Source organism: Micromonospora aridisoli, from assembly GCF_056150025.1.
On record NZ_JAXCFK010000005.1, the window covers coordinates 379,619 to 401,070 of the forward strand.

A 21,452-nucleotide genomic window follows, 5' to 3' on the forward strand; every position below is an offset into this window, starting at 1 on the left:
GGCTCCGGGCCGGCCGGAGACCTCCCGGTGAGCGCCGTCGACACCGCCGCGCCGCCGGCTTCGCTGATGCCGGGTGACCTGATGAGCCGCCGCGAGCGGCTGCGGTTGATCCTGGTCCTCGGCTCGCTGATCGCGGTGGGCCCGTTGACCATCGACATGTACCTTCCGGCGCTGCCCGCGATCGTCGACGACTTCGGCACCACCTCGGCGGCGGTCCAACTCACGCTCACCGGCACCCTGATCGGCCTCGCCCTGGGACAGCTGCTGATCGGCCCGCTGTCGGACGCCGTCGGCCGCCGGGCGCCCCTGATCGCCGGCACCGCGTTGCACATCGTGGCCTCCGTGTGCTGCGCCCTCGCCCCGAACATCGCCGTGCTCGGTGCGCTGCGGGTCGTCCAGGGCCTGGGCGCGGCCGCGGCGGCGGTGATCGCCATGGCCGTGGTCCGCGACCTGTTCAGCGGCGCGGCCTTCGCCCGGCTGCTGTCCCGGCTGTTGCTGGTGATGGGCGCGGCACCGATCCTCGCGCCGACGCTCGGTAGCGAGCTGCTGCGGTGGACGCAGTGGCGGGGGGTGTTCGCCGCTCTCGCGGTTTTCGGCGTGCTGCTTCTGCTGATCGCGATGCTGGGCCTGCCGGAGACGCTGCCGCCGCTGCGACGCCAGCGCGGCGGCGTGCTGCCCACCGTCCGGCTCTACGGCTCGCTGCTGCGGGACCGCGCCTTCGTCGGGTTGGTCCTGGTGGCCGGGCTGGCGATGGCGGCCCTGTTCGCCTACGTCGGTGGCTCCTCGTTCGTGCTTCAGGGCCAGTACGGGCTCAACGAGCAGCAGTTCGGTTTCGCCTTCGGCGCCGGGGCGGTCGGGCTGATCGCGGCCACCCAGGGCAACGTGCGCCTGCTGCGCCGGTGGTCCCCGCAGCGGATCCTGGTGGCCGCTCTGCTGGTGGGCTCCGCGGCCAGCCTGGTGTTGCTCGGCCTCGCCGCTACCGGGATCGGTGGGCTGCCGGCCCTGCTCGCGTCCCTCTGGGTGGTGCTAGCGGCGGCCGGTCTGGCGCTGCCGAACGCACCCGCACTGGCGTTGACCCGGCACGGCGAGGCGGCCGGTACGGCCTCCGCCCTGCTCGGCGCGGTGCAGTTCGGCATCGGCGCGATCGCCGCGCCGCTGGTGGGCGCCATCGGCACCGGCGCCGTGGCGATGGCCCTGGTGATCGCCGGCGGGATGGCCTCGGCGCTGGTCGTGCTCTTCGTCGTGGTACGCCCGGGCCAGCTCGCCGCACCGGAGCCGGAGACGGTGATCGTCACAGCCCACTGACGGTCACCGGGGGATTTCGTTTGCCGAACAGAACCGGGACCGCTTGAGTGTCGCGGTAAGTTCTTGGCCCGCTCGGACACTACCTGGTGTGGAACGCGACGATTCAGCCAAGCAGCAGGAGCAGCGACTCGTCACGCTGTGGACCGAGTACGCACCCCGGGTGATGGCGTACGCCCTGCGACACGTGGATCCGGACACCGCCCAGGAGGTGGTGTCGGAGACGTTCCTGGTGGCCTGGCGACGACTGACAAAGGTGCCGGACTACCCCCTGCCCTGGCTGCTGGTGGTAGCCCGCAACACCATCGCAAACCTGCGCCGCTCGGCGCACCGACAGTCCCGGGTGGCCGTCGAACTGGAGCGGTTCCGGCACGTCGCCGAGTCAGCGACCGCCGCCGACGTGCTCGCCACCGAACGCGCGGAGGTGCTGACCCGGCTTGCCACGCTGACTCCCACCGAGCGGGAAGCAGTGCTGCTGGTCGCCTGGGACGGCCTGACCCCGAGGCAAGCGGCGGGGGTCGCCGGCTGTTCGGTTCCGACCTTTCACGTACGGCTCTCCCGGGCTCGGCGGCGACTAGGTACCGACACCGACCCGCCTGCCTTGGCCGACCCCAAGACCCCACGTCCGGTCCCGTTTGCTGGAGGCACCGCATGACCGACAAGCGCGACTTGATCCACATTCTGGAGAAGCTCAGGCCGGGCACCACCGTGACGGACCAGTGGCCGACAACGGCCCGGGAGGCCGCGCTGGACCGGCTACTGAACGCCTTGCCTCCACCCGGTCGGCGCACGCGTGGCCGACGGATGCTGCTCACCGCCGCGCTGACCGTCGGTTTCGTGGCCTCCGGTGCGGGTGTCGCCGCCGCCGGTGGGCTGCTGCCGGAGTCGTTCACCGGCCCGCTGTCGTTCTGGTCCACAGAAACGAAAGACACGGTGGATGCTCAACAGGCCCGGCGGGTGGCCCAGATGCCAGGCCCCGACGGCCTGGTGCTGTCGGTCTGGTCCGCCACCGCCCCGGACGGCACCACCTGCATCGCTCCCTTGTTCGAGCCGCCCGGCGACCTGGGCCGTCCGGCACCGGCGAACTTCACGCTCGCCGGTGGCCAGTGTGCCCGGCCCGAAGACTCGGAGCCGTTCGCCAGCACCAGCGCCTCGACCGACGAGAACGACCGGCACACCATGTGGGCCAACGCCGGGAACGCGGCGCGGGCGGAACTACTGCTCTCCGATGGGACCGTCCGGCCGGCGATACTTGCGGAAGGCTCGTTCGTCTTCTGGTACGTGGCCAACAGGACCATCGATCCACCGACGCTTGTCGGTTACGACGCGACCGGCACGGTGATCGCGGAACGATCGCTGCCCGACCTGACCGGCCTCGAGCCCCGTGTGGTCCGCTGACACGAGCGAATGCATGTGAATCTTGGTCCGTGAGCGCCCTCCTGGGGGCGCTCACGGACCAAGATCTGTGAACGAGGGTTAGGCGACTGTGGCGGGGAATCGCTCCCAGACGCGGTGGTTGGCCATCAGGTCCCGCACGGTGTCCAGGACCACGCTGGCGGAGTCGCCGGTGACGACGCCGGGTGAGCCGGTGACACCGGCCTGATCCAACACGGTGACGCCGGTCCCCCACGCGCCGACGGCCTTGGCGTGACGCCAGCACTCCTCGACCATCAGCAGCACCCGGGGGTCGACCGTGGCGGAGCCGGCGGCACCCGCCTTGGCGTCCCGGGCCGGCAACGCGTCCGGTGCCGGCGCGGGTGCGGTGGCGAGCAGGAGCGCGTCGAGTTCGACCGAGCGGCCGGTGGCGAAGCTTCGCTGCGCCGGCAGGTCGCCGATCGTCCCGCCGTGCGGCGCGATCAGCAGCGGCACCATGTCGGCGGCGAAGACCGCCTCGCGTACCGCCCGCACGCTGTCCAGGTCGGCGTCGGGGTCGACGACGATGCCGACCATCCGACCGTCGGCCGGCCACTGCCGGCCGACCTGGGAGAGCGCGGGGCTGGGCTCGACGTCGGCCAACGGTACGGTCGGCTCCGGTGCCGGCAGCCCGAGGCCGGTGGCGACCTGGGCGCAGAGCACCGGATCGATGTTGGCCAGGCACTGGAGCTGCCGCTCCTTGATCGACTGGCGGTAGCACTTGCCCAGCTCGAAGGTGTACGCCCGGATGATGTGCTCCTTCTCCACCGGGGACATGCTGAGCCAGAACAGGCGGACCTGGCTGAAGTGGTCGTCGAACGAGGCGGGGTTGGCGCGTACCTTGGGGGCCTGGGCCACCTGCACCGGCACGTCGATGAACGGGTGGTCGTCGTCGCCCGCCGGGAACGGGTTGCCGCCGTCGAGGGAGTTGGGCCGGTACGGTGCCACGCCGGCGTGCACGGCGTGCTGGTGGAAGCCGTCGCGCAGCATGTCGTTCACCGGGGCGTGCGGCCGGTTGATCGGAATCTGCGAGAAGTTCGGCCCGCCCAGGCGGGTCAGCTGGGTGTCGACGTACGAGAAGAGACGTCCCTGCAACAGCGGGTCATTGGTGACGTCGATGCCGGGCGGCAGGTGTCCCACGTGGAAGGCGACCTGCTCGGTCTCGGCGAAGAAGTTCGTCGGGGTGCGGTTCAGCGTCAGCTTGCCGACCGGCTGCACCGGCGCGAGTTCCTCCGGCACGATCTTCGTCGGATCGAGCAGGTCGATGCCGGCGAAGGTCTCCTCGGGGGTGTCCGGGAAGACCTGGAGGCCCAGTTCCCACTCGGGGAACGCGCCGGCCTCGATGGCGTCGTAGAGGTCGCGCCGGTGGAAGTCCGGGTCCATGCCGCTGAGCATCTGGGCCTCCTCCCAGACCAGGGAGTGCACGCCCAGCTTCGGCTTCCAGTGGAACTTCGCCAGCACCGTCTCCCCGGCGGCGTTGACCAGCCGGAAGGTGTGCACGCCGAAGCCCTCCATCGTCCGGTACGAGCGGGGGACGCCCCGGTCGGACATGTTCCAGATGGTGTGGTGCTGCGCCTCGGTGTGCAGCGACACGAAGTCCCAGAAGGTGTCGTGTGCGCTCTGGGCCTGGGGGATCTCGCGGTCGGGATGGGGCTTCCCGGCGTGGATGATGTCGGGGAACTTGATCGCGTCCTGGATGAAGAAGACCGGCATGTTGTTGGCGACCAGGTCGAAGGTGCCCTCGTCGGTGTAGAACTTCGTGGCGAAGCCCCGGGTGTCGCGGACGGTGTCGGCCGACCCGCGGGAACCGAGGACGGTGGAGAAGCGGACGAAGACCTCGGTGGTACGGCCCTTGGCGAGGAAACCCGCTCGGGTGACCGCCTCGGCGGTGCCGTACGCGGTGAACTCGCCGTGGGCACCGGCGCCGCGGGCGTGCACGACCCGCTCGGGGATGCGCTCGTGGTCGAAATGGGTGATCTTCTCCCGCAGGTGATGGTCCTGGAGCAGGACGGGGCCGCGCGGGCCGGCCTTGAGGGAGTGGTCGGTGTCCCGCAGCCGCGCGCCCTGTGCGGTGGTGAGGAAGGCACCCTGCTGGCCGTTGGCGGTGGCCGGCGCGCCGGTCTCCGCGCCGGTCGGTGTACGGGTCTGCGGGGCGCCCTGCTCGGCCTTCGGCGGCAGCGGGTCGTGCGGCGTCGTCGGTTCGTCGAACGTCGGCGGGGCGCTGCCCGGCGCACCGGGCACCTCCGGGGTGAGCGCGTCACTCACCTTGTCCGCCGCGGCCTCCACGACATCCTTGACCGCCTTGGCGGGGTTGCGGGCATTCATCTCGACGGGTACCTCCTGGGGCACGAGAGCCATATGCCAGGGGCGGTACCCGGGACAGAGCGAGCAAAACAGGTCGAATGTCGCGCGGTCAGGTATTCCTGGTCACGCTGGCCGCAGCTGCTCGTAGTACGCCTTCATGGGCGGGTGGTAGTCGTCGAACGCCGGGTTCGCGGTGCCGTCGCGGGCGGCCACCAGACAGTCGAGGTAGTACTCCCAGCCCGGCCCCACCCCACCGATGCCGGTGAGGTCGTCGAGGTGGTGGACGAAGCGCAGCTCGGTCCGCTCGCCCTGCGACGTGAGCAGCATTTCCAGCACCCAGCTGCCGTACTCGTCGCGCATCGACACGGCCAGCCGACGGGGCGGTTCGCACGCGTCGATGCGCAGATCGGACCAGGGCGCTCCCTCCTCGAGGGCCATCTGCACCCGGATGGTGCGGCCGGGCGCGGCGTCGCCCTCCCAGGGGCCGAACCAGCGCGCCGTACGCTCCGGTTCGGTGAGGCTGGCCCAGACGTCGTCGATCGGGGCGCGGAACGTACGGGTGAGGACCAGATCGACGCCGTTCTCGGCGCCAAAGAGTCGACCGGTGGGTATGCGGGTCATGCGGTGCGCTCCTGCGGGGCGGATGGCGAGCCGCCGGTGCGGCGGTCGCGGCGGGCACGGTGGACCTCGGTCTCCAGAGCGTCGAGTCGGCGATTCCAGAGGTCGGTCCGGGTGAACTGGGTCAGCCACCGGATCAGATCGGTGAACCGGGTCGGATCCAGCTCGTAGAGCCGCTGGCGGCCGACGACGGTGTCGCGGATCAGGCCGCTGGCGCGGAGGACGCGTAGATGGCGGCTGATCGCCGGTCGACTGATCTCGAACTCCTCGGCGATCCGCCCGGCCGGCAGCCGGCGTTCGCGCAGCAGTTCGAGGATGCGCCGCCGGACCGGATCGGCGATCGCGCCGGCCACGTCGTCCACCGAGAAAGCGTAACCCATCGGTTACGTTTTTGTCGGCCCCTCCGCGCGACGAGCGTGGACGCGTTCGATGGCGCCGTACGTCAGCCGTTCCGAGGCGACCACCGGGAGGCCGAGCTCGCGCACGGTGTGCAGCGGACGTCGGGTGTAGTGCTCGCCCTGCGCCGGGACGCTCACCAGGGCGCGCCGGCACTGGCCGGGCACCGAGGACGGCTTCGCCGCCCTGTGCCGGCTCACCGGCATCCCTGACGCAGACGCCAGCCGACCATCGCGTACCAGATCATGACCGGCAGGTGCAGGGCGTAGCCGGCCTGCTCCAGCGCCGCCGACGGCCCGGCCACGCCCGTCGTCCAGGGCAGGACGACCGCGGCGAGGCCGGACAGCGCGGCGAACGCGCCGGCGCGCCGCAGGACGGTCGCCATCGGTACGCAGACCACGGCGGCCGCCGTGGCGGCGACCCAGAGCAGCCCGGCCAGGTTGACGGTCCACTTCGCGGTGAGCAGGATCGCCGTGGCCGCGGCGACGACCGACGGGTCGGTGGGGTCGGTCGACAGTTGCGTGACCGCCAGGTTCCCCGCGTCGTGCAGCAGGCCGGCCAGGCCGGCAGCGGCCAACAGCCCGGCGGGCAGCACCAGCGGGTACCGCCCGGTCCGGGCGACGGCGGCCAGCGCCGAGAGGGCCGCGCCGGTCAGCGCCAGCCAGCCGACGACGTCGAGGGCCAGCTCGGTCAGGTGCAGTCCGGGCCGGGCGTGCACGGCAGCCAGCGTGGCGGTCGGCTCGGCCGGATTCAGGGTCAGTCCGGATGGCACGACGATGGCCGCACCGGCAATCATGGCCGTCAGCGAGGTCAGCAGCAGGGCACCGGCCAGCCGGGCCGGATCGGTCTGGTGAACCCATCTCATGGGCGCCGACGCTAGGACTTTGACGCAGCGGCAAGGTCAAGCCACGAGGAGGACTCATGTGGCGCATCGGAGAGCTGGCCCGGATGTCCGGGGTGTCGGAACGCACCCTGCGCCACTACGACACGGTCGGCCTGCTCCGGCCGGCGGCGGTGGATCCGAGCACCGGCTACCGGTGGTACGGAGTGGTCGAACTGACCCGGCTGGAGCGGATCAGGGGCCTGCAACGACTCGGCTTGTCGCTGCGCCGGATCGCCGAGCTGGCGGACGCGCCGGACACGCAGTTGCGCCAGGCGCTGACCGAGACGGTGACGGCCCTGCGCCGGGACATCGCCACCCTGGACGAGACCGTGGCCGCGGCCGAGGACCGGCTCGCCACGGACAGCCCGCTCCTACCGCAGCAGACCCGCGTCGGCCCGCGTCGGCTACGGGTACGCCACCTGCGGGTGGCCGACGCGGCCGAACTGCCGGCGCTCTGCGCAGGTCCGTCGTCGACCCTGGTCACCTGGCTGACCGGCGTGCCCACTGGCGCCTTCGAGGTGGCCGTGACGACTGACGGACAGGGCAGCGCACTCACCCTGCCGGCCCGCTCCGTCATCCGTGCCGTGGTTCCTCAGGGATGTGGCGTGGTCCGCGCCGGCCAGGACATGTTCGCCTGGCTGCACCGGCACCGCCTCTCCCCCGCCGGCCCGACCACCGAGGACCACATGACCGACGGCGACGGGGCCACCGCCGTCGTGCTGGAGATCCCGGTCCGGCGATCGACCCGGCGGGCGGCGGGGTGACGTGAATCCAACCTGCCCCTTACCCGATCCAACTAGTGCAAAGGTGGCAGAGACGGGCCGGGTTCATGATCGGGAGACCTGATGCGGATCGGATACAAGCTGTCCAGCGAGGGCTTCGGACCTCAGGAGATCATCCGGCAGGCGGTGCGCGCCGAGCAGGTCGGGTTCGACTTCGTCGAGATGAGCGACCACTTCCATCCCTGGTTGGACAGCCAGGGCCATTCGTCCTTCACCTGGACGGTGCTCGGCGCGATCGCCGCCCGGACCGACCGGATCGCCCTGGCGACCGGGGTCACCTGCCCGAGCGTGCGCTACCACCCGGCGATCATCGCGCAGGCCGCCGCCACGCTCGCCCTGGTCTCCGACAACCGGTTCACCCTCGGGGTCGGCGCGGGCGAACGCCTCAACGAACACGTGGTCGGCCAGGGCTTCCCCGGTGTACGGGGACGACACGAACGGCTCCGTGAGGCGCTGGAGATCATCCGACTGCTCTGGTCCGGCGGCTACCGGTCGTACGAGGGAAAGCACCTCCAGCTGGACGACGCCCGCGTGTTCGATCTGCCCGAGCAACTCCCTGTCATCGCCGTCGCCGCCAGCGGTGAGGCGTCCGCGGCGATCGCCGCGGAACTCGGCGACGGCCTGTTCGCCACCGAACCCGAGGCCGACCTCGTGCAGACCTACCAGCGACTCGGCGGCCAGGGCCCGCGCTACGCCGAGGTCCCGCTCGCCTGGGCCACCGACGAGCGGCAGGCCGTGGCGGCGGCCTGGGAGACCAGCCGCTGGGCGGTCACCGGCTGGAAGGTGATGAGCGAACTGCCGAACCCGGTCAACTTCGACGCGGCCTCCCGCACCGTCACCGAGGACGACATCCGGCAGCAGTTCGCCGTCGGGCCCGACCCGGAGGTGCACGTCAAGGCGGTGCGGACGTACGTCGACGCGGGCTTCGACCACATCGTGCTGCAGAACGCCGGACCCGATCCCGACGGCTTCCTCGACTTCTTTCAGGACGACCTCGCCGCCCGGCTGCGTGCCCTCGCCTGACCGTCGGTTCCTCGGACGGATCAGTGTGCCCGCTCTCGTCAGCTGGCGTCGGGGCGCGCGGCGACGCACACGCCTGCCGGTACATCCGGGCGGTTTGGGCCCGAATCCGGCGGCGCTCGACGAGCCGGGGTCCGCTCTGGTCACGTCCCGCACTCGCGCCGCGAACCCCCATGGCACCTCCTGTTAGGCAGACCTAACCTACCGTTCCGCGACCCGACGCGGCGAGCATTGACACCGCCGACAGTGACGTGATGTGCTCACACAGTAGCGGTAATGACAACCGTGATCGCTAGCTGAGGAGGAGCATGTCTCTCACCGTGCCGCCGAGCCTGCTGCGGGCCGCCGAGTCCGGACCCGTCGACGACGAGGCGTTCGTGGCCTGCGTCCGCGAGTCACTGCCGTACGCCTGGCAGACCGTCAGCCGGGTCGCCGCGGAGTTGGCGTCCTCCGACGCCGAGTTCGCCGACAACCAGGTGCCCCCGCCCAGCGAGGCGGAGCGGGGCCAACTGCTGCGCGCGTTGGCCAGTGACGCCATCCGGTCCAGCCTGGAGCGTCACTTCGGCGTCAAGCTCGCCTTCCAGAACTGCCACCGGATCGCGGCGTTCCGACCGGCCGCCGTCGACTCCGACACCTACCGCCGGTTCATCTCGGTGCGGGGGCAACTGCTCAACCAGTCCCCCGAGCTGCGTGACTGCTGATTCCAGCGAGGCCCGGCGGGCCGGTCAGGGCGTACGCGCGCACCTGTTCCTGCTCGCCGGGCGACGCCCCGGCGACAGCCACGCCGAGGCTCTGGCGACCGCCCACCGCTACGGCCGCGAGGCCGAGGCCGTCGGGTTCGCCGGGGTGTGGATCGCCGAGCACCACTTCATCTCCTACGGGGTGTGCCCCTCGGCGATCACCTTCGCCGCGCACCTGCTCGGGGCCACCCGCCGCATCGAGGTGGGCACCGCCGCGTGCATCCTGTCCAACCGCCACCCGGTGGCGCTGGGCGAGGAGGCGGCGCTGCTGCACGAGCTGTCCGGTGACCGGTTCCGGCTGGGCGTCGGCCGGGGTGGCCCCTGGGTCGACCTGGAGGTGTTCGGGACCGGAGCGGAGCGGTTCGCGCACGGCTTCCCGGAGTCGCTGGAGCTGCTGACCGGGTGGTTGTCCGGACAGCCGACGGTGGCCGGCAACGACCGTTTCCCGTTCCGCGCCGTCCCGGTGGTGCCCCGGCCCCGCGGCCGGCTGCCGGTCTGGGTCGCGGCGACCTCGACCGGCACGGTCGAACTCGCCGCCCGGCACGGGCTGCCGCTGCTGCTCGGCCTGCACGCCGACCTCGACGAGAAGGCGGAACTGCTCGACCGCTACGCGCGGGTGGCCGAGGCGAACGGCCATGATCTCGCCGGCATCGACCACGCCAGCGCCCATCTCGCCCAGGTCGCGCAGACGGACGCCGCGGCGGCGCGAATGGTCCGCGCCGGGCTCCCCCCACTGCTGGCGGGCACCCGGGAGTACGTCCGCCTGGACGGCGCACCGGCCGGGCAACGGGATCCGGCCGCCTACGTCGACCGGCTGGTCGAGATCCATCCGGTGGGCTCACCCGGCCGCTGCCGAGGGGCGGTCGCACGGGCGGCGGCCCTGCCGGGCGTACGCCATCTGTTGTTCATGGTGGAGGCCGGCGGCGGACCCGAGGTCGGGCTGGCCAACATCCGCCGGTTGGCCACCGACGTGCTCGACCTCGCCGCGAGTCACGAACAGCGGCGGGACACGCCGGCACCGGCGAGTTGGTCGGGTTCGACGCCGCGCGCGGTAGCGACCGGCTACCATGCCACTCATGGAAACGGTTACCGTTAGCATCTGGGTGGAGGGGCGCCGATGAAGATCGCTTTCGTCGGGAAGGGTGGCAGCGGCAAGACCACCCTCGCCGCGCTCCACGCCCGTCACCTCGCCGCCCAGGGCCGGCCGGTGCTGGCCATCGACGCCGACATCAACCAGCATCTCGCGGTGGCCCTCGGCGGCCCGGCCCACGACACCCCGACGACCAGGCCGCTGGGCGAGCACCTGCCGGCGATCAAGGAGTACCTGCGCGGCGACAACCCGCGCATCGGCTCGGCCGCCGAGATGGTGAAGACCACCCCACCGGGACGTGGTTCACGACTGCTGCGGGTGGTGGAGGAGAACCCGATCTACGCGGACTGCGTCGCCATGGTCAGTGGCGTGCGCTTGGCGGCGACCGGCGAGTTCAGCGCCGAGGACCTCGGAGTGGCCTGCTACCACTCGAAGGTCGGTGCCGTCGAGTTGTTGCTGAACCACATGCTCGACGGGCCCGGCGAGTACGTGGTCGTCGATATGACCGCCGGCGCCGACTCGTTCGCCTCGGGTCTGTTCACCCGCTTCGACCGCACCTTCCTGGTCTGTGAGCCGACGGTGCGCAGCGTCAGCGTCTACCGCCAGTACGCCGGCTACGCCCGCGACTACGGAGTCGCCCTGTCCGTGATCGGCAACAAGGTCGAGGACGCGACCGATGTGGAGTTCCTCCACGAGCACGTCGGCGACGACCTGCTGACCTGGATGAGCCGGTCGGCGTACGTGCGGCGGGCCGAGCGTGGCACCGTCGGCCCACTGCACGACCTGGAGGAGGCCAACCGGGCCGTGCTGAGCCAGATGACCGACGCCGTCGACGGCACCGCGCAGGACTGGGCGGCGTTCACCCGGTGGGCCCACGAGTTCCACCGGCGTAACGCCGAGGCCTGGGCCAACGAGCGCGCCGGCATCGACCTCACCCGGCAGATCGACCCTGACTTCCAGGTGGGTCCGGCCGCTCTCGCCGGGACCACGGCCGGCACCTGACCCTGCTGCCGGTCGGGCGGAGCCGTTCGTGTTCCAAGCTGGTTAACGTCGCCTGCCGCATGCCCGACAGGGCTGGCGCGGACCGCCACATCTTGCGACGCTGGTGATCGTGTATGACTACGACCTGTTGGTGCTGGGCTCCGGGCCCAGCGGTCAGAAGGCCGCCATCGCCGCCGCCAAGCTGGGCCGACGCGTCGGTCTGGTGGAGCGGCGCGACATGCTCGGCGGGGTGTGCATCAACACCGGCACCGTGCCGTCCAAGACCCTCCGCGAGGCCGTGCTCTACCTGACCGGCCTCAACCAACGAGACCTCTACGGCAGCAGCTACCGGGTCAAGGACGAGATCACGGTCAGAGACCTGGCCGCCCGGACCCAGCATGTGATCAACAGGCAGACCGACGTCATCCGTAACCAGCTGGCGCGCAACCGGGTCGCGGTCATCACCGGCACCGGGCGATTCGCCGACGCCCACTCGGTCTGGGTGGACGGCGGCTCCGGGCGCGAAACCAAGATCACTTTCGACAAGGCCATCATCGCCGCCGGCACCCGGCCGGCCCGGCCGGACAGCGTCGACTTCGACGACCGGACCATCGTGGACTCCGACGGCGTCATCAACCTCCAGGCGGTGCCCCGCAGCATGGTCGTGGTGGGTGCCGGCGTCATCGGCATGGAGTACGCCTCGATGTTCGCCGCGCTCGGCACGAAGGTCACCGTGGTCGAGCGGCGGGAACGGATGCTCGACTTCTGTGACGAGGAGGTCGTCGAGTCGCTGAAATACCACCTGCGGGACCTGTCGGTGACCTTCCGCTTCGGCGAGGAGGTGGCCTCGGTCGAGAAGCACCAGACCGCCGCGCTGTGCGTCCTCAAGAGCGGCAAAAAGATCGTCGCGGACACGGTGATGTACTCCGCCGGCCGGCAGGGCCAGACCGACGGGCTGGACCTGGCCGCGGCCGGGCTCGCGGCGGACCGGCGCGGCCGCATCGAGGTCGACGCCAACTACCGCACCGCGGTGAGCAACATCTACGCCGTTGGTGACGTGATCGGCTTCCCGGCGCTGGCCTCGACGTCGATGGAGCAGGGACGGTTGGCCGCGCAGCACGCCTGCGGCGAGCCGGACCGCCCGATGCACGATTTGCAGCCGATCGGCATCTACACCATCCCGGAGATCAGCTTCGTCGGGAAGACCGAGGAGGAACTGACCGACAGCGCGACGCCGTTCGAGGTCGGCGTCGCCCGCTACCGCGAGCTGGCGCGCGGCCAGATCGTGGGCGACTCGTACGGCATGTTGAAACTGCTCGTCTCGCCGGCGGACGGCCGGTTGCTCGGGGTGCACGTCTTCGGCACCGGCGCCACCGAGATCGTCCACATCGGCCAGACGGTGATGGGCTGCGGCGGCACGGTGGACTACCTGGTCGACACCGTGTTCAACTATCCGACCCTGGCCGAGGCGTACAAGGTGGCCGCCCTGGACGCGTCGAACAAGATACGCAACATCACCCGCATCGACGGCTGAACCTCACCGTGAGTAACAGCAGACTCGCTGCCGAACCGTCACTTTCCGCGACCACCGCGCGCACCTGACCACCGTACCCTTGCCGTGCTTTGCTCTGCTTCAACCAACGCACGCGCGACTGAGCTGGACATTCTCCGTGCTGATGACGTCAGCCCGGCTTGACGGTCAGTCACTTCGTGTGACCGTTGCGTGGGTTGAAGCAGAGCAAAGCGAGCAGGGTGGAAGGCGCGGGGCGGAGCGGATGCCTACGGATGGTGATGGCCACCGCGGCTGGGCGCCGCGCCGGGCGCCCGCCGCGGTCCCTGGTCGGGCCACAGCCGGCCAGGGACCGCGATCGTGGACCTATCTAGGCAGCTGCCAGGGCCGGCTCCCGGGTGGGCCGCAGGTGCCGGGCGTACGCGCTGGTGGTGAAGAACGCCGGCAGGTCCTCACCGAGGGCCGTCTCCTCGACGATCCGCGCGGCCTGCTCGGCGCGTTCCCGCTCGGCGTCCGCACGCCCTTCGGTCACCGTGGCCAGCTCCTGGTCGAGCATCGAACGGACCAGTTCCTCGGTGACCGATCCCCCGCCGGCCAGCGGGGTGCCGTGGTGCAGCCACTGCCACAGCTGGCAGCGGGCGATCTCGGCGGTGGCCGCGTCCTCCATCAGGTTCCACAGCGCCACCGCGCCCGCGCCACCGAGCCAGGCGTCGATGTAGCGCAACGCCACCGCGACGTTGGCCCGCACCCCCGCCTCGGTGACCTGTCCCGGGGTCTTGTCCACCGACAACAGCTCGGCGGCGGTGACCGTCACCTCGTCGCGGCGCCGGTCGAGCTGGTTCGGACGCTCGCCCAGCACCCCGTCGAAGACCTCCCGGCAGGTCGCCACCAGGCCGGGATGGGCCACCCAGGAGCCGTCGAAGCCGTCACCGGCCTCGCGCTGCTTGTCCGCCCGGACCTTGCTCAGCGCGACCTCGTTCACCTGCGGGTCGCGGGCCGGCACGAAGGCGGCCATTCCGCCGATGGCGTGCGCGCCACGCCGGTGGCAGGTGCGCACCAACAGTTCGGTGTACGCCCGCATGAACGGCACGGTCATGGTGACCTCGGCGCGGTCCGGCAGGACGAAGTCCGGCCACTGGCCGAAGTTCTTGATGATGCTGAAGATGTAGTCCCAGCGGCCGGCGTTCAGGCCCGCCGAGTGCTCCCGCAGCTCGTAGAGGATCTCCTCCATCTCGAAGGCGGCGGTGATCGTCTCGATCAGCGTGGTGGCCCGGATGGTGCCCTGGGGCAGCCCGAGATACCGCTGGGCGAAGACGAAGATCTCGTTCCACAGCCGCGCCTCGCGGTGGCTCTCCAGCTTCGGCAGGTAGAAGTACGGGCCTTTGCCGGCGTCGAGCTGCCGCCGGGCGCAGTGGAACAGGTACAGGCCGAAGTCGACGAGGCTGGCCGAGATCGGCCGCCCGTCCACCACGATCCCCTTCTCCACCAGGTGCCAACCGCGCGGCCGGACCACGATCGTGGCCAGTTCCTCGCCGAGGGCGTACCGCTTGCCGCGGGCGTCGGTGAAGTCGATCCGGCGGTCCAGGGCGTCCATCAGGTTGAGCTGGCCGCTGATGACGTTGCGCCAGGTCGGGGCCGTGGCGTCCTCGAAGTCGGCGAGCCACACCCTGGCGCCGGAGTTGAGCGCGTTGATGGTCATCTTCCGGTCCGGCGGCCCGGTGATCTCGACCCGCCGGTCGACCAGGCCCGGCGCGGGCGGTGCCACCTGCCAGCTCGGGTCGTCCCGGATACTGGCGGTCTCCGGCAGGAAGTCGGGCAGCTGCCCGGTGGCGTACCGGTCGCGGCGGGCGCGGCGGGTGTCCAGCAGCGCCACCCGACGGGCGGCGAACTCGCTGTCCAGCGCGACCAGGAAGTCGAGCGCCTCGCCGGTGAGGACCTCGTCGAAGCGTTCGGCCATCGGGCCGATGATCTCGTATCTCATGAGAACTGCTCCTCCTCGGTGGAGCCGCGCAGCGCGGTGGTCTCGGCGGCCGGGTTGAGCACCGTGCTGATCAGGTCGAAGTAGCCGGTGCCGACCTCACGCTGGTGCTTGACCGCGGTGTAGCCGGCCGGTTCGGCGGCGAACTCCCGCTCCTGCAGGGAGACGTAGGCCGACATGCCGTCGGTGGCGTACCCTCGGGCCAGGTCGAACATCGAGTAGTTGAGGGCGTGGAATCCGGCCAGGGTGATGAACTGGAACTTGTACCCCATGTGGCCCAGTTCGCGCTGGAACTTGGCGATGGTCGCGTCGTCGAGGTGCTTGCGCCAGTTGAACGACGGCGAGCAGTTGTAGGCGAGCAGCTGGTCCGGGTACTGCTCCTTGACCGCCTCGGCGAAGCGGCGGGCGACCTCCAGGTCCGGCGTGCTGGTCTCCATCCAGAGCAGGTCGGCGTGCGGCGCGTACGCCAGGCCACGGGCGATGCACGGCTCGACGCCGTTGCGGACCCGGTAGAAGCCCTCGGCGGTGCGCTCACCGGTGACGAACGGCTGGTCCCGCTCGTCGACGTCGGTGGTGAGCAGGGTGGCGGCCTGGGCGTCGGTGCGGGCGATGACCACCGACGGCACGCCCGCCACGTCGGCGGCCAGCCGCGCCGCCTCCAGGGTGCGGATGTGCTGGCCGGTGGGGATGAGCACCTTCCCGCCGAGGTGGCCGCACTTCTTCTCGCTGGCGAGCTGGTCCTCCCAGTGCACCCCGGCGGCACCGGCCGCGATCATCGCGTTCATCAGCTCGTACGCGTTGAGCACGCCGCCGAAGCCGGCCTCGGCATCGGCGACGATCGGCGCCAGCCAGTCGATGCCGGAGGTCTCTCCCTCGGCGGTGGTGATCTGTGCGGCGCGCAGCAGGGCGTTGTTGATCCGGCGCACCACCGCGGGCACCGAGTTGGCCGGGTAGAGGCTCTGGTCGGGGTAGGTGTGCCCGGCCAGGTTCGCGTCGGCGGCCACCTGCCACCCGGAGAGGTAGATCGCCTTGAGTCCGGCCCGGACCATCTGCACGGCCTGGTTGCCGGTGAGCGCGCCGAGGGCGTGGATGTAGTCCTCGCTGTTCAGCAGCCGCCACAGCCGGTTCGCCCCGTGCCGGGCCAGGGTGTGTTCCTCCTGGATCGCGCCACGCAACCGCACCACGTCCTCGGCGCGGTAGCTGCGTCGCACACCCCGCCAGCGCGGGTTGGTGTCCCATTCGTGCTGCAACTGCTCGACCGCGGTAACCATCGTTATCTCATTCCCTTCGAATTGCGTCGTCACCTGGTGACGCTGCGCCAGACGCCGAGCCGCCGGGTGTGCAGCCCACGGTCACATGGCAAGCCGGAGGTGGTCGAGAGACGGAAATAGCCAATTATTGAAAAGTCAACAGGCGGTTTTGCGAAGTTGTGAAAGCGCTCATTCGCAGCAGTGCTAATGTGGCCGGATCCGTAGCGCGACAGCAGGGAGGTGCGGACGGTGGCCAGAACCTTCGCCGGGGCCCGACTGCGCCGGATGCGCGAGGAGCGGGGGCTCAGCCAGACGGAGCTGGCCCGGCACCTGAGCATCTCCCCGAGCTATCTCAACCAGATCGAGCACGACACCCGGCCGTTGACCGTGCCGGTGCTGCTGCGCATCACCGAGTTGTTCGGCGTCGACCCGACCGTGTTCGCCGCGCACGACACCCCGCGGCTGGTCGCGGGGCTGCGGGAGGCGCTGCCCGGGCGGGCCGGGCTGACCGAACTCACCGAACTGGCCACCCGGCTGCCGGAGGTCGCCGCGGCGGTCATCGAGCTGCACCGCCGCTACCAACAGGCCGACGAGCAGCTCGCCGAGCTGGTCGGCGACCGCGAGCGGATCGGCCGCAGCCCACACGACCAGGTCACCGAGTTCTTCTACCGACGGCAGAACTACGTACCGGACCTGGACGAGGAGGCCGAACGGCTGGCGGTCAGGATGGGGCTGCGCCGCGGCGAGGTCCGCGCCCTGTTGCGCGACCGGCTGGCGCAGCGGCACGGCGTACGCGTCACCCGCGAGGACGCCGCCGCGCTCGGCGGGGAACTGCACCGGTACCGCCCGCAGACCCGCACGCTGCACCTGTCCACGTCGTTACGCGCCGGGCAGGAGGCGATGCGGATGGCGGCGCAGATCGCGCTGCTGGAGTTCGCCGACGTGATCGACGAAATCGTCGAGTCGGAGGAGTTCGACGACGCACAGACCCAGATCCTCACCCGGGTCGGGCTGGCCAACTACTTCGCCGCCGCGCTGATCCTGCCGTACGAGCACTTCCTGGCCGCCGCCGAGCAACGTCGCTACGACATCGACCTGCTCACCCAGCACTACGCGATGGGCTGGGAGACGGTCTGCCACCGGCTCAGCACGTTGCAGCGGCCCCGGGCACGCGGGGTGCCGTTCTCCTTCGTCCGCGTCGACCGGGCCGGCAACATGTCGAAACGCCAGTCGGCCACCGGCTTCCCGTTCTCCCGTACCGGCGGCACCTGTCCGCTGTGGACGGTCTACGAGGCGTTCGGCGCGCCGGGCCGGGTGGTGACCCAGGTCGCCGCGATGCCGGACGGGCAGCGGTACCTGTGGATCGCCCGGACCATCACCCGACACCACGGCGGCTACGGGCAGCCGGGCAAGGTGTACGCGATCGGGCTGGGTTGCGAGGTGCGGCACGCCAGCCGGCTGGTCTACTCCACCGGGATGGACCTGCACGCGGCGGAGGCCGCGACACCGATCGGACCCGGCTGCAAGACCTGCGAGCGGATGACCTGCCCACAGCGGGCCGCCCCGCCGATCAGCCGGCAGCTGGACGTGGACGAGAACCGCAGCACCTTCATCCCGTACCCGCTGCGAACCTGAACCCGGTGCTCTCCCGGGCGACCAGTCGGAACGGCGTGGCCGGGGTGAGCGGGGTGAGCGGCCCGGTCGGCTGCGCGCCCTCGATGCGGGCGACCAGCCGGCGTACCGCCAGCCGGGCGATCCGCTCCTTGTCCGGGGCGATGGTGGTCAGGCTGGGCGTGCCGAACCGACCCTCCTCGATGTCGTCGATGCCGACCACCGCGAGGTCGGCGGGCACCTGGCGGCCCTCCTCCAGAGCCGCGCGTACCGCGCCGATGGCGATCAGGTCGTTATAGCCGAAGACCGCGTCCGGCGGTTCGCCGAGGGCCAGCAGGTCGCGCATCGCGCGTACGCCGTCGCGCCGGCCGAATCCGGCGGTCAGCGCCACCAACTCCGGCCGGTACGGTAGGCCCGCCTCGCTCAACGCCTCCCGGTAGCCGCGCAGCCGCAGGTGGGCGGCGTGGCTCTCGTCGCCGTGGCGGGCACCGACGAAGGCGATGCGCCGCCGCCCCAGCGACAGCAGGTGCCGGACCGCCAGGTGGCCGGCGGCGACGTTGTCGATGGCGATGTGGTCGTAGGGGACGTCGTGGACCCCCTCGCCGATCAGCACCAACGGGGTGTCGCTGGCCCGGGCCAGCACCTCGTCGCGTCCGACGCGCACCGGGCTGAAGATGAGCCCGTCGATGACGTGCCGCTGGGCACCGTTGAGCAACGACAGCTCGGCGTCGTACGCGGCGGCGGTGTTCTCCATCACGAGCGTGTATCCGAGGCTGCCGGCCTCTTGGATGGCGATCTCGGCCAGTTCCGCGAAGTACGGATTGGTCAACTCGGGAATGGCCAGCGCGATCAGACCCGTACGGCCGCGACGCAGGTGCCGGGCGCTGAGGTTGGGCGTGTAGCCCAACTCCTCGATGGCCTGCTGCACCCGCCGCCGGGAGCGCTCGCCGACCGGACGGTACCCGTTGACCACGTTGGAGACCGTGGCCAGGGAAACCCCGGCCCGTTCGGCGATGGCCTTCAGAGTCACGCCCACGTACCACCCTCATTCCGCGTCGACGACCAATTATTGACGATCGCCGAGGTGGCCTCTATAACGTTATAGAGGCATACCTCGATGCCTCTGCCACCGCAGTCGCCTCGGCCCACCACCCCGTTCGCGACCGTCCGTCCACACCGGAGGCGGTATGACCCACCACGCTCGCATCCTGTCCCCGCTGGCCGTACTGATCGTGCTGGCCGGCCTGCTCGCACCCGTCTCCGCCGCCCAGGCCGTGCCGCCGAAGACGCCGCCGCTGACCACACCCTGGACCAGCCAGGCACTCACCGGCACCCCGCTGCCGGAGTACCCGCGACCGCAGATGACCCGACCCGACTGGCTCAACCTCAACGGCGAGTGGCAGCTGCGCCAGTCCGCCACCGACGACGCCCCGCAGTTCAACACCGACCTACCGGAACGGATCAACGTGCCGTTCGCGGTCGAGAGCGCCCTGTCGGGGGTACGGCGCGCGGCGAACGACAACCGCCACTACCTGTTCTACCGGCGCACCTTCACCGTGCCCGCCGGCTGGTCCGGGCGCCGCACCCTGCTGCACTTCGGCGCGGTCGACTGGCAGGCAACGGTCTGGGTCAACGGCGTACAGGTCGGCGGACACCGCGGCGGCTACGACGCGTTCAGCTTCGACATCACCGCGCAGCTACGCGGCGGCCAGAACGAGCTCGTCGTCAAGGTCTGGGACCCGACCGACAGCCGGCAGAACGGCAGCCTTCCGCCGATCGGCAAGCAGACCAAGACCCCCAACGGCATCTTCTACACGCCGGTCTCCGGCATCTGGCAGACCGTCTGGCTGGAACCGGTGCCCACCGCCTCGATCAGCCGTGTCGACACGTACCCGAGCCTCGCCGACAACACGTTGCGGGTGCGGGTCCACACCAGCGGCACCGTCGCCGGACACAGCGTGCTCGCCGAGGCGCTGCACGGCGGCACGGTGGTCGGCTCCGCCAGCGGCGGCTTCACCGAGTTCAGGGTGCCGGTGCCGGGTGCCCGCCGCTGGTCGCCCGACGACCCGTTCCTCTACAACCTGCGGGTGACGCTGCGCAACGCCAGCGGCACGCAGGTGGACCGGACCACCCACTACTTCGGGATGCGCGAGATCACCACCGGGATGGTCGGCGGCGTTCTTCGCCCACTGCTCAACGGCGAGTTCGTCTTCCAGGCCGGCACCCTGGACCAGGGTTACTGGCCCGACGGCCTCTACACCGCGCCCACCGACGCCGCACTCGCCTTCGACCTGCAGAAACACAAGGACCTCGGGTTCAACATGGTCCGCAAGCACATCAAGGTCGAGCCACAGCGATGGTTCTACCACGCCGACCGGCTCGGCCTGCTGGTCTGGCAGGACATCCCGTCGTTGACCGCCCAGGACATCGACGCCACCGACGCGCAGCAGGCCCAGTTCGAGCAGGAGGCGCGCGAGATCGTCGACGAGCACCGCAGCAGCCCGTCCGTGGTCGCCTACACCGTCTACAACGAGGGGTGGGGCGAGCGGGCCCTCGGCGACACCCGGCGGGTCGGGCAGAACGTCAAGGACCAGGACCCGACCCGGCTGGTGAACACCCACAGCGGACACAACTGCTGCCAGTCGCTCGGCGACCCGGGCAACGGCGACATCGACGACTGGCACGTCTACCTCGGCCCCGCCTCGCCCGCCCCGTCCGCCTCCCGGGTCGCGGTGCTCGGCGAGTTCGGCGGTCTCGGGCTGCGCACACCCGGCCACGAGTACAGCCCCAGCGGCGGCTTCTTCGCCTACGAGTGGCAGCCCAACGCCACGGCCCTGACCGATCGGTACGTCGGGTTGGTCCAGGGCACCCAGAACCTGATGATCGGCACGGGTCTGAGTGCCTCCGTCTACACCGAGATCACCGATCTGGAGGGCGAGCTGAACGGCTTCCTCACCTACGACCGTCGGGTGGTGAAGATGGATCAGGCCCGCGTCCGGGCGGCGAACCAGGCGTTGATCGCCGCCTCCCGATCGATCGGCCCCCGACAACCGGTCGCCCTGCCGTTGAACGTCCGACGGTCGCTGCAGGTGACGACGCCGGGCCATACCCAGCGGTACCTGCGCCACCAGAACAGCCTCGCCTACACCGAGGTGGTCAGCGCGAGCAGCCCAGACCTGCTGAAGAACGACGCCACCTACACGATCCGGGCCGGGCTGGCCGACCCGTCCTGCTACTCCTTCGAGTCGGTCAACTACCCGGGCCAGTTCCTGCGCCACGCCGAGTCCCGGGTGCGCAACTCGCCCAACGACGGCTCCGCACTGCTGCGGGCCGACGCCACCTGGTGCGCCCGCACCGGGCTCGCCGGCAGTGGCGTGTCCCTGGAGTCGTACAACTACCGGGGTTCGTTCCTCCGCCACCACAACTCGGAGGTCTGGTTGAGCAACGGCGCCGGCGGGGCGGCGTACAACACGCCCGCGCTCTGGGCCGCCGACAGCACCTGGAACATCGCGGCCCCCTGGGCGCCCTGACCCGGATGTGCCCGGTCGGGCCGCGCGGCCCGACCGGGCACACC

General features: G+C 70.9%; 19 protein-coding genes. 11 read left to right on the forward strand and 8 right to left on the reverse strand.

Going from position 1 to position 21,452, the window contains the following annotated elements; genetic code table 11:
- The first annotated feature begins 81 nt into the window (after positions 1-81).
- The 3 genes from SM447_RS13770 to SM447_RS13780 all read left to right on the forward strand — a co-directional run bounded on the left by SM447_RS13770 (position 82) and on the right by SM447_RS13780 (position 2,700).
- On the forward strand, positions 82-1,305 hold the full coding sequence (locus SM447_RS13770; protein ID WP_474573280.1) for a multidrug effflux MFS transporter: 1,224 nt from the start codon (positions 82-84) through the stop codon (positions 1,303-1,305).
- Between the two features lie 88 nt (positions 1,306-1,393).
- Positions 1,394-1,957 (forward strand): RNA polymerase sigma factor, encoded by a 564-nt coding sequence (locus SM447_RS13775; RefSeq protein ID WP_474573154.1) that lies wholly within the window; start codon positions 1,394-1,396, stop codon positions 1,955-1,957.
- A complete protein-coding gene (locus SM447_RS13780) occupies positions 1,954-2,700 on the forward strand; it encodes a hypothetical protein (RefSeq protein ID WP_474573155.1) in 747 nt (248 codons plus the stop codon). The genes SM447_RS13775 and SM447_RS13780 overlap by 4 nt, the downstream gene beginning before the upstream one ends.
- A gap of 78 nt (positions 2,701-2,778) precedes the next feature.
- Here the strand turns inward: SM447_RS13780 and SM447_RS13785 are convergent, their stop codons facing one another.
- From SM447_RS13785 to SM447_RS13805, 5 genes are all read right to left on the reverse strand, one after another.
- Positions 2,779-5,040 carry a catalase gene (locus SM447_RS13785; RefSeq protein WP_474573281.1) on the reverse strand — a complete coding sequence of 754 codons (2,262 nt, stop codon included), beginning with the start codon at positions 5,038-5,040 and terminating at the stop codon, positions 2,779-2,781.
- 102 nt (positions 5,041-5,142) lie between these two features.
- Positions 5,143-5,640, reverse strand: coding sequence for an SRPBCC family protein (locus tag SM447_RS13790; protein ID WP_474573156.1), 498 nt, complete (start codon positions 5,638-5,640; stop codon positions 5,143-5,145).
- Positions 5,637-5,999 (reverse strand): metalloregulator ArsR/SmtB family transcription factor, encoded by a 363-nt coding sequence (locus SM447_RS13795; RefSeq protein ID WP_474573157.1) that lies wholly within the window; start codon positions 5,997-5,999, stop codon positions 5,637-5,639. The genes SM447_RS13790 and SM447_RS13795 overlap by 4 nt, the downstream gene beginning before the upstream one ends.
- Positions 6,000-6,020: 21 nt before the next feature.
- The gene (locus SM447_RS13800; RefSeq protein ID WP_474573158.1) at positions 6,021-6,233 is read right to left on the reverse strand and encodes a hypothetical protein; all 213 of its coding nucleotides are present in this window, start codon (positions 6,231-6,233) and stop codon (positions 6,021-6,023) included.
- Positions 6,230-6,898: a hypothetical protein gene (locus SM447_RS13805; RefSeq protein ID WP_474573159.1), complete on the reverse strand. Its 669-nt coding sequence runs from the start codon at positions 6,896-6,898 to the stop codon at positions 6,230-6,232. The genes SM447_RS13800 and SM447_RS13805 overlap by 4 nt, the downstream gene beginning before the upstream one ends.
- Positions 6,899-6,954: 56 nt before the next feature.
- Here SM447_RS13805 and SM447_RS13810 point away from each other — a divergent pair, with 56 nt between their 5' ends.
- The 6 genes from SM447_RS13810 (at position 6,955) to sthA (ending at position 13,063) form a co-directional block, all read left to right on the forward strand.
- Entirely contained in the window at positions 6,955-7,680 is a 726-nt protein-coding gene (locus tag SM447_RS13810; RefSeq protein WP_474573160.1) for a MerR family transcriptional regulator, read from the forward strand.
- Between the two features lie 81 nt (positions 7,681-7,761).
- Positions 7,762-8,721 carry a TIGR03557 family F420-dependent LLM class oxidoreductase gene (locus SM447_RS13815; RefSeq protein ID WP_474573161.1) on the forward strand — a complete coding sequence of 320 codons (960 nt, stop codon included), beginning with the start codon at positions 7,762-7,764 and terminating at the stop codon, positions 8,719-8,721.
- Between the two features lie 305 nt (positions 8,722-9,026).
- Positions 9,027-9,419, forward strand: coding sequence for an SCO5389 family protein (locus SM447_RS13820; RefSeq protein WP_474573162.1), 393 nt, complete (start codon positions 9,027-9,029; stop codon positions 9,417-9,419).
- Positions 9,409-10,554: an LLM class flavin-dependent oxidoreductase gene (locus SM447_RS13825; protein ID WP_474573163.1), complete on the forward strand. Its 1,146-nt coding sequence runs from the start codon at positions 9,409-9,411 to the stop codon at positions 10,552-10,554. Before SM447_RS13820 ends, SM447_RS13825 begins: the two co-directional genes overlap by 11 nt.
- 21 nt (positions 10,555-10,575) lie before the next feature.
- The gene (locus SM447_RS13830; RefSeq protein ID WP_474573164.1) at positions 10,576-11,550 is read left to right on the forward strand and encodes an ATP-binding protein; all 975 of its coding nucleotides are present in this window, start codon (positions 10,576-10,578) and stop codon (positions 11,548-11,550) included.
- A 109-nt stretch (positions 11,551-11,659) separates the two neighbouring features.
- Complete coding sequence (sthA, locus tag SM447_RS13835) at positions 11,660-13,063, forward strand: Si-specific NAD(P)(+) transhydrogenase (RefSeq protein ID WP_474573165.1); 1,404 nt, start codon at positions 11,660-11,662, stop codon at positions 13,061-13,063.
- A 346-nt stretch (positions 13,064-13,409) separates the two neighbouring features.
- On the opposite strand, the gene aceB is transcribed toward sthA, so the two are convergent.
- A complete protein-coding gene (gene aceB, locus SM447_RS13840) occupies positions 13,410-15,020 on the reverse strand; it encodes a malate synthase A (RefSeq protein WP_474573166.1) in 1,611 nt (536 codons plus the stop codon).
- Positions 15,017-16,288 (reverse strand): isocitrate lyase, encoded by a 1,272-nt coding sequence (aceA, locus tag SM447_RS13845; RefSeq protein WP_474573167.1) that lies wholly within the window; start codon positions 16,286-16,288, stop codon positions 15,017-15,019. Before aceA ends, aceB begins: the two co-directional genes overlap by 4 nt.
- 228 nt (positions 16,289-16,516) lie before the next feature.
- Here aceA and SM447_RS13850 point away from each other — a divergent pair, with 228 nt between their 5' ends.
- The gene (locus tag SM447_RS13850) at positions 16,517-17,902 is read left to right on the forward strand and encodes a short-chain fatty acyl-CoA regulator family protein (protein WP_474573168.1); all 1,386 of its coding nucleotides are present in this window, start codon (positions 16,517-16,519) and stop codon (positions 17,900-17,902) included.
- Here the strand turns inward: SM447_RS13850 and SM447_RS13855 are convergent.
- Positions 17,877-18,908, reverse strand: a complete 1,032-nt coding sequence (locus tag SM447_RS13855) for a LacI family DNA-binding transcriptional regulator (RefSeq protein WP_474573169.1) — start codon at positions 18,906-18,908, stop codon at positions 17,877-17,879. The genes SM447_RS13850 and SM447_RS13855 overlap by 26 nt on opposite strands.
- Before the next feature lie 157 nt (positions 18,909-19,065).
- Between SM447_RS13855 and SM447_RS13860 the strand changes: the two genes are divergently transcribed.
- The gene (locus SM447_RS13860) at positions 19,066-21,408 is read left to right on the forward strand and encodes an AbfB domain-containing protein (RefSeq protein ID WP_474573170.1); all 2,343 of its coding nucleotides are present in this window, start codon (positions 19,066-19,068) and stop codon (positions 21,406-21,408) included.
- The last annotated feature ends 44 nt before the right edge of the window (positions 21,409-21,452 follow it).